This window comes from Streptomyces sp. C10-9-1 (genome assembly GCF_024497955.1).
GTDB classification, from domain to species: domain Bacteria; phylum Actinomycetota; class Actinomycetes; order Streptomycetales; family Streptomycetaceae; genus Streptomyces; species Streptomyces sanyensis.
This window is the reverse complement of sequence record NZ_JANHKP010000007.1, coordinates 151,915-163,391: the sequence shown is the minus strand read 5'-3', so window position 1 is coordinate 163,391 and position 11,477 is coordinate 151,915. Positions and strand designations below refer to the sequence as shown.

Below are 11,477 nucleotides of genomic sequence, written 5' to 3'. Positions count from 1 at the left end.
CCCCGTCCCGCCGTCCGCCGCCCGCCGTCCGCCGTCCGCCGCCCGCCGCCTGCCGGCTGACGTCAGCCCCCTGCCGTCAGCGCAGCTCGGGCGGCAGCGGCCGGGCGTGGACCACCGTCAGACCCGACACCGCCCGGGTGAGCGCGACGTACAGCCTCCGCAGCCCCGTCCGCGGGTCCGGCTCGCCCGCCACCACGGCCGCCGGCTCGTCCAGCACCACGTAGTCGTACTCCAGGCCCTTGGCCAGCGAGGCCGGGACCAGCGTCAGCCGGGAGGCGGCCGTCGTCTCGGTCCCCGGCTCCAGGTGCGCCATGCCCGCCGCCGCCAGGGCCCGCGCCAGCGCCGGGACCCGGTCGTCCGCGGCGATCAGCCCGATCGAGCCCTCACGGGCCAGCGACCCGGTGCAGGCCGCCACCACCGCCGCGTCCCGCTCCTCCTGCGCCACCTCGCGGACCACGAGCGACCCCGGGTTCTCCCGCACCGAGGACACCGGAGCCAGGCCCGGGGACATGTGCGGCAGCAGCCGCGAGGCGTAGGCGATCACCTCGCGCGGCACACGGAAGCCCGCCGTCAGCTCCTCCACCGCCGCGTCCGGCTTGCCCAGATGCCCGAGCGCGTCCGCCCACGAGCCGGTCGCCCACGGCGTCGTCCCCTGCGCCAGGTCGCCCAGCACCGTCGCCGACCCCGTCGAGCAGCGGCGGCCCACCGCCCGGTACTGCATGGGCGACAGGTCCTGCGCCTCGTCCAGGACCACATGGCCCAGCGACTGCGTGCGCCGCACCAGGTCGTACGCCTCGTCGACCAGCACCGCATCCGCCGGGGACCACCGCGCCGCGCGCACACTGCGCGGCGGCCTCGCCCACACCACCGCCGCCTGCTCCTCCGCGGTGAGCACCCCCTCGGCGTGCTCCGCCAGGAACGCGGCGTCGGACAGCAGCCGCAGCACCACCTTCGCCGGGTCGACCGGGGGCCAGAGCGCCTTCACCGCGGCCTTCACGGCCGCGTTGCGGGCCACCGCGTCCTGGACCCGGTCGTCCGGCGCCTCGCCCGCCTGCTCCATCCGCACCAGCACCGCGTGCGCGATCCGCTGCGGCAGCGCCTCGCGGGCCGCCCCGTAGCGCATGTCGCGCTCCAGCAGCTCGCGGACCATCTCCTGGAGCTCGTACGCCGGGATCCGCCAGCGCCGCGACCCGCGCACCACCACGACCGCCTCGGACGGCATCGACACATGCGAGCGGACCGCCCGCCGCAGCACCTCCGCCATGCGCGCGTCGCCCTTCACCACCGCCGCCCGCGCCTCGTCCGCACCCCGCACCTCGACATGGGCGACCAGCTCGTCCACCGTCGACTGCCGCACCTCCAACTCGCCGAGGGCGGGCAGCACCTGCTCGATGTAGTGCAGGAAGGAGCGGTTCGGCCCGATCACCAGCGTGCCGGTCCTGGCCAGCCGCTCCCGGTGCGCGTACAGCAGGTAGGCCACCCGGTGCAGGCCCACGGCCGTCTTCCCGGTGCCCGGGCCGCCCTGCACGCACACCGTCCCGGACAGCCCGCTGCGGACGATCTCGTCCTGCTCGGGCTGGATCGTCGCCACGATGTCCCGCATCGGGCCGACGCGCGGCCGCTCGATCTCCGCCTGGAGCAGCCGCGAGGTGCGCTCCACCTCCTCCGGGTCGGTCAGGTGCTCGTCCTCGTACGCCGTGAGCTCCCCGCCCGTGTAGCCGAACCGGCGCCGCAGGGCGACGTCCTGCGGGTCGCGGCGCGAGGCCCGGTAGAAGGGCTGCGACACCGGGGCGCGCCAGTCGACGACCATCGGGTCGCCCCCGGCGTCGTGCACATGGCGGCGGCCGATGTAGAAGCTCTGGCCCTCCTGCGCGCTGAGCAGGTAGTCGAGCCGCCCGAAGAACAGCGGCGTGTGCGCGAGGTCGGCCAGCGCCTTGATCCGGTCCTCGATCTGCGCCTCCAGGACCGCCGCGTTGACCCAGTTCGCCGTCACGTCCCGGATGTCCAGCGACTGCACGTCCTCCCGCATCGCGCGCAGCGCGGCCCGGGAGGCGGAGAGGTGCGCCCGCTCCCTGCCGAGCGGGCCGGGGCCGGGCGCGGCGGGGTCGGGGGGCGGCGCTGCGGGTGCGTCGTCGGCGGACTCGGTCGCGGGTACGGGAACGTGCGCGGGCACGGCTTGCCTCCGGCTCGATGGTGCTGCGTGATCACGACATGGCGGACCGGCCGGTTTCCGTCCGGGCGGCGGCACTCCGGCGAAGGGAGGCGGGAGGACCCGGGCGCGGCCCGGGGCAAGCCGGCGATTCTAGTCAGAGCGCCGCCCGGGAGCGAACGGATTTCCCCGTCCCGGGCCGGGCGCGACGCCCCGGGACGGGAAGCCGGCGCCCCGCCCTCGTGCGCGCGGGGCCGGGGCGCGGCGACCCTCAGGCCGCCTCAGGGGCGGGTCCTCCCGGAAGCGGAGAGGAGACCGCCCCGGGTCGTAGCCGCCGGGGCTCCGCACCAGGCCCCGGGAGGGATGCTCCGAGCGGGTGAGAAGGCGCACCCTGGATACATGAGCACAGCGACCTTCACCCCCGGCAACCCGGCGGGCCCGGGCGCCCCGCGCCGCGGTGCCACCGCCATCGGAACCGCGCCCCACCCCCGCCACCGCCTCGGCGACGCCGTCCGGGCGGCCAGGGTGTTCGCGGAGACCTTCTTCTCCGTCGTCGTGCTGGGCGAGTACGGCGAGGAGGCGGGCGTCCGCCGCCGCTGACCCCACCGCGGCGCGGCGCGCCGCGGGACCGGCCTCAGGCCGGCCCGTCCCGCTCCGCCAGCAGGTCGTCGGCGTCCACGATCCGGTAGGCGTACCCCTGCTCGGCCAGGAAGCGCTGGCGGTGCGCCGCGAAGTCCTGGTCGATGGTGTCCCGGGCGACCACCGAGTAGAAGTGGGCCTTGTGCCCGTCCGCCTTCGGACGCAGCACCCGGCCGAGCCGCTGCGCCTCCTCCTGGCGTGAACCGAAGGTGCCCGAGACCTGGATCGCGATGGTCGCCTCCGGCAGGTCGATCGAGAAGTTCGCCACCTTGGAGACGACCAGCACGCTCAGCTCGCCGTTGCGGAAGGCGTCGAAGAGCTTCTCCCGCTGGGCGTTCGGGGTCTCGCCCTTGATGACCGGGGCGCCGAGGTGCTCGCCCAGCTCGTCCAGCTGGTCGATGTACTGGCCGATCACCAGGATCTGCTGCCCCCGGTGCTTGGCGACCAGCTGCTCGGTCACCCGCCGCTTCGTCGCCGTCGTGGCGCAGAACCGGTACTTCTCCTCGGTCTCGGCGGTGGCGTAGGCCAGCCGCTCGGACTCCGTCAGGTTGACCCGTACCTCCACGCAGTCCGCCGGGGCGATGTAGCCCTGCGCCTCGATCTCCTTCCAGGGCGCGTCGAAGCGCTTCGGTCCGATCAGCGAGAACACGTCGGACTCGCGCCCGTCCTCGCGCACCAGCGTGGCGGTCAGCCCGAGCCGGCGCCGGGCCTGGAGGTCGGCGGTGAACTTGAAGACCGGCGCGGGCAGCAGGTGCACCTCGTCGTAGACGACCAGGCCCCAGTCGCGGGAGTCGAACAGCTCCAGGTGCGGGTAGACGCCCTTCCGCCGGGTGGTCAGCACCTGGTAGGTGGCGATCGTGACCGGCCGGATCTCCTTCTTCGTCCCGCTGTACTCGCCGATCTCGTCCTCGGTGAGCGAGGTGCGCCGCACCAGCTCGTGCTTCCACTGGCGGGCCGAGACCGTGTTGGTCACCAGGATCAGCGTGGTCGCCTTGGCCTGCGCCATCGCCCCGGCGCCCACCAGCGTCTTGCCCGCGCCGCAGGGCAGCACCACCACGCCCGAGCCGCCGTGCCAGAAGCCCTCGACTGCCTGCCTCTGGTACGGGCGCAGCGCCCAGCCGTCCTCGGCCAGCTCGATCCGGTGCGCCTCGCCGTCCACGTACCCGGCCAGGTCCTCGGCCGGCCAGCCGAGCTTCAGCAGGGTCTGCTTGATCTGCCCCCGCTCGGAGGGGTGCACGGCGACGGTGTCCGGGTCGATCCGCTCCCCGACCAGCGGCTGGATCTTCCTGGAGCGCAGGATCTCCTCCAGCACCGGGCGGTCGGTGGTGGTCAGCACCAGGCCGTGCACCGGGTGCTTGCTCAGCGTGAGGCGCCCGTAGCGCGCCATCGTCTCGGCGACGTCCACGAGCAGCGCGTGCGGCACGGGGTAGCGCGAGTACTCCACCAGCGCGTCCACCACCTGCTCGGCGTCGTGCCCGGCGGCCCGGGCGTTCCACAGCCCGAGCGGGGTGACCCGGTAGGTGTGGATGTGCTCCGGCGCGCGCTCCAGCTCCGCGAAGGGCGCGATCGCCCGGCGGCAGGCGTCCGCCAGCTCGTGGTCGACTTCCAGGAGAAGCGTCTTGTCACTTTGGACGATAAGAGGACCGTTCACTCCCGCGCCTTTCCGGTTCAGGCCGATGCCTCGGGGAGGCCAAACCTCCAGTGTGCCGCATGACGGCCGGACGGCGGGGCGGCCGGGCCCCGGCCCGCCGCCCCGTGGCAGGGCGGGCCGGGGCGTTCCCGGGCCCGGACGGAAACGGCGGACGATTCCGCGGCTGCCGGTAAGGACGGGGCCCGCTCAGGACATATACGGGTGTGGAGAACAAGCAGACCGTGAGCGAGCGGAGCCGCAGCGCGCGATTCACCGGCCTGTACACCCGGGAGTACCCGCGTGTGCACGCCTTCGCACGGCGCAGGACGGGTGACTCCGGGGTGGCCGAGGACATCACCGCGGAAGTCTTCCGGATCGCCTGGGAGCGCGAACTCGGTGGGGCGGAGACGACCCCCGGGTGGCTTTTCGTCACCGCCAGGAACCTCCTCGGCAACCACTACCGGTCGAGTGCCCGGCTGGCGGAGCTGTACGGGCGGATCGGTGAGGAACTGGGCCGCGCACCGGCGTCGGCAGAGACCTCGGCAGTGCTGGAGTCACTCGACCGGCTGCCCGAGCGGCACCGCGAGATTCTGCTGCTCAGCTACTGGGACGGTCTCGCGGCAGCGGAGATCGGGGGCCTCCTCGACTGCGGCACATCAGCCGTGTGGGTGCGCCTGCACCGCGCGCGCAAGGCATTCCGTGAGATCCACACCTCGTCCCGGGAGTCGGTATGAAGCGTATGCAGTCCAAGGGGTCCCCGGTGTCCGCGCAGCGCGCCGCCGAGCTGATCCGCCAGGCCGACCCACTGGGTTCCGCCGCGGCGGGGCCGGGGCTGTCGGCTCGTGCCCTGCGGGAGTTGAGTGCACTGGTGGACGGGGAACCCCCGGTGGGGGCGGCCGTCCCACCCGCGCCCCCGGCCGCGGTGGGCAGCCTTCCTCGGGCGGCAGCGCGCCCGCGGCGGCTCGGACCGCTGGTCGCCTCCCTCGCGGGCGCGGCCGCGGTGGCGGTCGCGGCGGTGCTCGTCCTGGCCGGTCGGGGAGCGACGGGGGGCGGCCTCGTCGCCGACGAACCGCACTACGCCTCGGCCGCGGAACTGGAGGACGCCGCCGACCTCATCGTGCGGGCGAAGCTCGGCGGCGGCACGGAGCGGACGGTGGACGACGTGACCTCGACCGAGGCCCCGGCCGACGTGCTCGCGACGGCGAAGGGCTCCGCACCCGGCAGGTCCCTCACCGTGCGCTACACACCGCCCGGCGGCGGAGGGCCGGAGACGGCCGATCTGGTGGCCGGCAGGGAGTACGTGCTGCTGCTGGAGCGTCAGGACGACGGCCGCTTCACCCTGGTGAACACCGTCCAGGGCGCCTACGGAGTCGCCGGTGCCGGGGCCGTGCCCGCCGAGGGCAACGAGGTGGAGCTGAGCCCGGCGGTGCTGAAGGCCCTGGGGCTGGGGGGCTGAGCACCGCACCGGGCGGAAGGGGGGTGCCGCCCGCGGACGGCACCCCCTGGGTCACTGCCCGTGAGCCGTGTCGGCCGGTGCCGCGACCGCGGCACCGGCCTCGCTCACCTGACGCGCGCCGCGCGGTCCTTGAGCCCCGCGATCGTCCCCGCCTCCCCGAACCCGCCGTCGGCGGCGGGCTGCACTGTCCCGTCGGTGCCGACCGTGTACAGGGCCTGCTCGGGGTTGAGCAGGTCGTACGGCGACGAGTCGCCGTGGTCGGCCAGCATCAGCAGGTACTGGGTGCCGTCCTCGGCCAGCGTCGTGGTGTGCTCCTCCCGGTACGTCGTCCCGTCGAGCGTGCCTCCGAGCTGGCTGACCTCGACCGTGTCGCCGGCCTTCACGTCACCGGCCAGCACCTCGGAGACCTTCACCGTGGAGACGGTGATCACCACCGGTTCGACCTCCCGCGCCTCCTCCTCGGAGAGGCCGGCCTGCGGGTTGGTCAGCGGGTCGCCCCCGGTGGAGACCTCCGGCATCAGCTCCTCGACCTTCGAGCCGACGACGGTGCCCTTCACGATGGTGTCCGCCTCCTTCACGACCGCGTCGAGTGAGTCGAAGGCCGGGTAGTCCGCCTCGTAGGCGACGACGCCGGGCTTTCCGGAGCCGGTCTCGGTCTCGGCGGGATCGCCGGCGGAGCAGCCGGAGGCGGCGAGTGCGACGAGAACCGCGCATCCGCCCGCGGTGAGACGGCGCAGCTTGATCATCGGTAGATCCTCTTCACCTCGGAGACGTCGTACGCCAGCGGCTTCTGCACCTTCGCCCGGTTGCGGCCGTGCTTCATCAGCGACGCCTTCTTGGTCCCCGGGTTGTCGTCGAGGCTCAGGGCGTGTCCCAGCTCGTGTGTCACGGTGCTCCGGGACCACTCCGTCATCTTGGATCCCGCGTCCCGGCTGAGGGTTCGCGCGTTCACCTTGATCTTGAACACGCGGTTGACGGGTCGCCAGCCGGACGGCGCGTAGAGGCCGTACCAGCTCTCCTTGTACCGCGCGGCCGTGAACGTGGCCTTGGCGCTGGACTTGCGGCCGATCGAGACGCCGGCCTTGGCGTTGTTCCAGTTCTTGCGGCCGGTGTCCAGGAACCCGACCCACGTGTCGTTGATGCCCACGGCCTTCACGTTGAACGAGCGGCCGGGCATGCCCCCGTCGTAGTAGTCCGCATGGGCAGTGGCCGCCCCGCCCAGTCCGATGGCCGTCGCCGCGGTGACGGCAGTCGCTATCCGTGCTCCGGTGCGCAGATGAGAAGTTCTCAATGAGGATCCCCGTGTCGTGCCCGCGGCGGCCGGTCGATCCGCAGCAGGCGGTGTCGGCCGTGTGCACGCATGGGGAGCGGATGTCCGGACCGCGAGGCCGAAGGCGGCGCGTGAGAGCGCACTCGCCCGTGTCGCGGCAGCGGACCGTCGTGCGTCGTTCCCCCGTGAACCGACCTTCGGTCAAAGCCAAAGTTAGTCAGACGGATGTTCGACAGCAACGGGTTTCCAGCCCAACGGCTTGTCGCCGCACAACTGTTGACGTTCTGTCAGTTACAGCTGTGGTGAGCGAAGTCGCCGACGGCTGCCGCCTTTCGGACGTTCACCACGCCCCGTCCGGTGGGAACCGGCCGTAGTGCCCGCTCCGCAGGTCCCTGCCTCTTCGCGGCCCTGGCCCTGGTGACGGAGCGCCGTGGCCGGGGGAGCCGGCACCGGGTGGCGCCCCGTCCCCGGGCCGGGCGCCCCCGCCTGCCGGTGGCGCGCACGGCGCCGGCCGCCGCCGGGCTGGTGCTGCTGGCGCTGGCGCAGCTGAGGGACGGCCAGGCGGCCTCGACGACGACCCTCGCCGGGGTGGTCCTGCTCGCGGTGGGCGTCCCCCCGGCACTGCCGGTGGTGGCCCGGGCCGTCGGCGGGCGGATGGCGGACCGGGCGTCCGGGCCGCGGGGCGTGCTCGCGGGCCGGCGGCTCCAGTACGACCCGCGGTCGGCGGTCCGCCCCCTGTACGGCGTCGCCGCGCTGCTGGTCCTCGCCCCGGTGGTCGCCGCCTGGATGGGCGCCGTCCGCCACCTCGACGCCCCGCCGCCGAGGGACCCGGCCGCGGAGGCCGTCGTGCTGCGCGGGGCGCTCGACCGGGTGGACACCGGGGTGCTGCTGCGCGGGCTGCCCGGTGCCGTCGCGGTCCCGCTCGCACCGCAGGACTCCGGCCCGTCCGGCTCTTCGGGCCCGCCGGTGCTGCGCGTGGGCCTCGGCTGCGCCGACGCCGCGCGGCTGCTCGGAACGGCGGCTTGCGGGGCGACCGGGAGCCTGACGGCCGAGGGCTCCCGGCGCCTGGCGGTGCTGCTCGGCACCCCGGCGCGGCTGCGCCTCGTGCCGCCGGGCACCCTGAGCCCCACGCCCGAGGGCGAGCTGGCGGTGATCGCCCCGCGCGAGCCGCGCTTCGAGAACGCGATCCGCGCGGCGGCCCTCGCCCACCCCGCTGCGCTGAACGTGGTGTCCGCGGCGGACCTCGTCCTCCAGGAGTCGGAGCTCGTCTCCTGGATCCTCGGGGGAGTCGCCGTGCTCGGCTCGCTGACCTTCCTGGTGCTGGCGCTCGGCACGATCGACCGCACGGCCGCCGGGCGCGGCGGCGACCGCCTGCTCGGCGCCCTGGGCCTGACCCGCGGCCGGGTCCGCGCGATCGGCAGCGAGGAGTTCCTCCTCGGCTACACCGCCGTGGTCGGCACCGGTCTGGCGTGCGGGGCGGTCGCCTCGGCCGCCTGGAGCGCCATGGACCCGGCGATCGGCTACCCCGCCGGGGTGCTGGCGGGCGCGGCCGTCCTGGCCGCGCTGCTGGCCGGGGCGGGGGTGCTCGGCATCCGGCTCGCCTCGGGGCGCCGCCCCGCGGACGGCGGCCCCCCGGGGTGACGCGCCCCCGGCGGGGGCGTCTCCGGGACGGGGCGCCCCGGGGAGGGACGGAGCCGCCCCCGGCCGGGGCGGGCCCGGGGCCCGCGCGGCCCGTCAGTCCTCGGCGAGTTCGGCGACGCCCGTGATGCGGTGCAGGGGGTAGGTGCGCACCTCGTCCGCCGTGTGGTCGTAGCCCGTGACGAAGCCGCCCTCGACGCGGACCGGTGCGATGACCCGCTGGCTGGCGGCACCGTCGGCGTTCACGTAGCCGATCCACAGCGCCGAGCCGGTCATGGCCGCGGCCTGGACCGTGGCCAGGGTGTCCGCCGGGCTGGTGCGCGGCAGTGCGCCGCCGTCGGCGACGGGCCGGGCGGCGGCGGCCGGTGCCGGTTTGCGCTCCACGGTGGCGGCCCGGTCGCCTGCCCGGATCGCCTTCACCGCCGCGCCGAGCAGCGTCCGGTCGGGTACCGGCGGGCCGTCCGGCACGGGGGACGGAGGCGTGCGGGGCGGGGTGCGCCGGGCGTGTGCGCGGGTGATCAGCACGTCGCCCTCCGCCGACTCCGCCGCCGGGGCGAAGCCCATCGCCCGCAGCCCCTCCAGCAGGGTGCCCGGGTCCGACTGGGCGGCGAGCACCGTGGGTGCGAGGCGGCGCAGGCCGAGCCCCTGGGCGCGCCGGTCGGCCAGGATCTCGCCGAGCAGGGCGTCGTCGTCGCAGCGTACGTACGCCGAGGCCGCGCCGATCCGCAGATGGCCGTGGCGGCGGGCCACGTCGTCGATGAGGTAGCTGAGCGGCTGCGGTACCGGGGTGCGGGCATGGGCGGCGAGGAAGGCGTGCAGCTCGGAGGCGGTACGCCCGGCGTCCAGGGCCCGGCGCACCGAGCCGGGCGTGAAGCGGTAGACGGTCGCCCCGCCCTTGGACTCGACGTCCGCGAGGACGGACAGCGCCTCGGCGAGGGGGCGCTGGAGGGGGCCGGGGGCCACGGCCGTCAGGTCGGCCTGGAGCAGCACGTGGTCGAGCGGTTCGGGCAGCAGGGCGGCCAGGAGGTCCACGGCCCGGGCGCGCCGGTCCGCGGCGGCCGCGTCCGGGCCGGGACCGGCGGCCCCGCCGTCGGCGTCGGGGGGCGGCAGCAGTGCGCGGGCGTGTGCGGAGAGCGCCCCGCGCCCCGTCACGCCCAGCAGTTCGGCCTCGGCGAGCGCCCAGTCCGCGGCCCGGTCGCGCAGGTCGCGCCCCGCGCCCGCCCCCTCACCGCGCAGCGGCCGCTCCCAGCGCAGCCGGTCGCGCAGCGCAGCCGCGTCGGGGACCGCGCCCTCGGGCAGCCCGGCCAGCAGGCCGAGGACCCTGCGGCGGACCTCCGCGACGGCAGGGCGGTCCAGCCCCGGGCCGAGCGCCGACAGCGCGCGGCCCTTGGAGTCCTGTCCGCCGGCCAGGCCGGGGGCGCGGGTGCCCGGCAGCCAGGCGAGTGCCAGGGCGGCCCAGCGCTCCGCCGGGGGCAGCTCCAGCCACTCGTCGTAGGCCGGGGTGGGCGCGTACCGCTCGTCGGCCTCGCCGTCGGAGGCCAGCAGGCCCGCGGCGTAGGCCAGTTCGAGCCAGAAGGCGGCGAGCGGCTCCGTGGTGTCGAGCGCGACCGCGGTGCGCTTGAGGTCGCGCACCGACAGCCCCCCGGCCCGCAGCACGGGCGGGCCGCCCTCGTGCCAGTCCTTGAGCAGGTCCTCGACGGTGGTGAGCGCCGTGTACGCCTGTCCGGCCGCGGTGCCGTCCACAACCTGTGGGCGGCGCTCGGCGCTCGCCGCCACCGTCGGCGGCACGGGCTCAGGCAACCGGTGCGCCCGCCCGCCGCGCAGGTGCAGCGCCGCCTCCCGGGGCAGGACGACGGTCCTCGGCGAGGCGGGCAGCAGCAGGCCCCGGTCGCGCAGCCACTGCACCGGAGGCGCGGGGGCGGCGGTCACCTCCCCGTACGGAGGGCCCCAGACCAGCCGGTCGAGCACGGCCAGCGCCTCGGGCGGGGCGGAGTCCAGCAGCAGGCCCATCCGCTCGCGGTCGCGGAACAGGGCGGTGAGCGCCGCGACCGCGGACACCGGATCGTGGGTCGGGGGCAGTCCGGCCGCCGCGATCAGCTCCTGGAGCCGCCCCGGGGACATGCCCGCGGTCGCCTCGGCCACGGTGGGCCCCAGGCCGGTCGGCGAGGGGCGGTTCGGGGACGGTGCGAGCAGCTCGCGGGCGACGCGCACCAGCCGCAGCCGCTCGTCGTCCCCCCAGACCAGGGCCTGCCGCCGCAGTTCGCCGACCGCGTGCGGAAGGGCCGCGGCGATCTCCGGGCCGGGCTCGTCGCCGGTGAGCAGGGCCCGCAGCTCGCCCAGGCCGGCCGGATCCGGCGCGACGGCCAGCGCCTCGGCGGTCTGCAGCGTGAAGCGGTCCAGGTGCTCCAGGGCGCGCACCACGGAGGCACGGGTCGCGGCGCGGGTGGCGAGCTGGGTGACGTCGTTCGGCACCGGGCTCAGCAGATCGGGCCGGGCGCGCAGCAGCGCGGCCAGCTCGTCGTCGCCGCGGGCGCGCAGCGCCTCGGCGAGCGTACGCGGTCCGGCGGCCGTGCCGCCGCCGCTTCCCTCGGGCATCGTCCCCATCCGCCCCACGGTAGCCGCTGGACCGCTACGGTCGGGGGCAGGGCGGGCCGGGCCGGAGCGCCTCGGCCGGAGAGCCTTCCGGTCCGGGGCG

Annotated in this window: 9 protein-coding genes; 4 read left to right on the top strand and 5 right to left on the bottom strand. The window is 75.7% G+C overall.

The features are described from left to right. Positions 1-76 precede the first annotated feature (76 nt). Positions 77-2,173: a UvrD-helicase domain-containing protein gene (locus tag NPS70_RS11985; RefSeq protein ID WP_256524152.1), complete on the bottom strand. Its 2,097-nt coding sequence runs from the start codon at positions 2,171-2,173 to the stop codon at positions 77-79. 375 nt (positions 2,174-2,548) lie between these two features. Between NPS70_RS11985 and NPS70_RS11980 the strand changes: the two genes are divergently transcribed. Then, positions 2,549-2,749: a hypothetical protein gene (locus NPS70_RS11980; RefSeq protein WP_256524151.1), complete on the top strand. Its 201-nt coding sequence runs from the start codon at positions 2,549-2,551 to the stop codon at positions 2,747-2,749. Positions 2,750-2,783: 34 nt separating this feature from the next. On the opposite strand, the gene NPS70_RS11975 is transcribed toward NPS70_RS11980, so the two are convergent. After that, the gene (locus NPS70_RS11975) at positions 2,784-4,439 is read right to left on the bottom strand and encodes a DNA repair helicase XPB (RefSeq protein WP_256524150.1); all 1,656 of its coding nucleotides are present in this window, start codon (positions 4,437-4,439) and stop codon (positions 2,784-2,786) included. Positions 4,440-4,642: 203 nt separating this feature from the next. Here NPS70_RS11975 and NPS70_RS11970 point away from each other — a divergent pair, with 203 nt between their 5' ends. Both NPS70_RS11970 and NPS70_RS11965 read left to right on the top strand, forming a co-directional pair. Continuing rightward, positions 4,643-5,152, top strand: coding sequence for a sigma-70 family RNA polymerase sigma factor (locus NPS70_RS11970; RefSeq protein WP_256524149.1), 510 nt, complete (start codon positions 4,643-4,645; stop codon positions 5,150-5,152). Further along, on the top strand, positions 5,149-5,874 hold the full coding sequence (locus tag NPS70_RS11965) for a hypothetical protein (protein ID WP_256524148.1): 726 nt from the start codon (positions 5,149-5,151) through the stop codon (positions 5,872-5,874). Before NPS70_RS11970 ends, NPS70_RS11965 begins: the two co-directional genes overlap by 4 nt. 104 nt (positions 5,875-5,978) lie before the next feature. Here the strand turns inward: NPS70_RS11965 and NPS70_RS11960 are convergent, their stop codons facing one another. Continuing rightward, a complete protein-coding gene (locus NPS70_RS11960) occupies positions 5,979-6,620 on the bottom strand; it encodes a hypothetical protein (protein ID WP_256524147.1) in 642 nt (213 codons plus the stop codon). Further along, the gene (locus NPS70_RS11955) at positions 6,617-7,165 is read right to left on the bottom strand and encodes a hypothetical protein (RefSeq protein ID WP_256524146.1); all 549 of its coding nucleotides are present in this window, start codon (positions 7,163-7,165) and stop codon (positions 6,617-6,619) included. The genes NPS70_RS11960 and NPS70_RS11955 overlap by 4 nt, the downstream gene beginning before the upstream one ends. 432 nt (positions 7,166-7,597) lie before the next feature. On the opposite strand from NPS70_RS11955, the gene NPS70_RS11950 reads away from it, so the two are divergent. Further along, positions 7,598-8,785, top strand: a complete 1,188-nt coding sequence (locus NPS70_RS11950) for a hypothetical protein (protein ID WP_256524145.1) — start codon at positions 7,598-7,600, stop codon at positions 8,783-8,785. Positions 8,786-8,878: 93 nt separating this feature from the next. Here the strand turns inward: NPS70_RS11950 and NPS70_RS11945 are convergent, their stop codons facing one another. After that, positions 8,879-11,386, bottom strand: a complete 2,508-nt coding sequence (locus NPS70_RS11945) for a helicase-associated domain-containing protein (RefSeq protein ID WP_374211987.1) — start codon at positions 11,384-11,386, stop codon at positions 8,879-8,881. Positions 11,387-11,477: the final 91 nt, after the last annotated feature.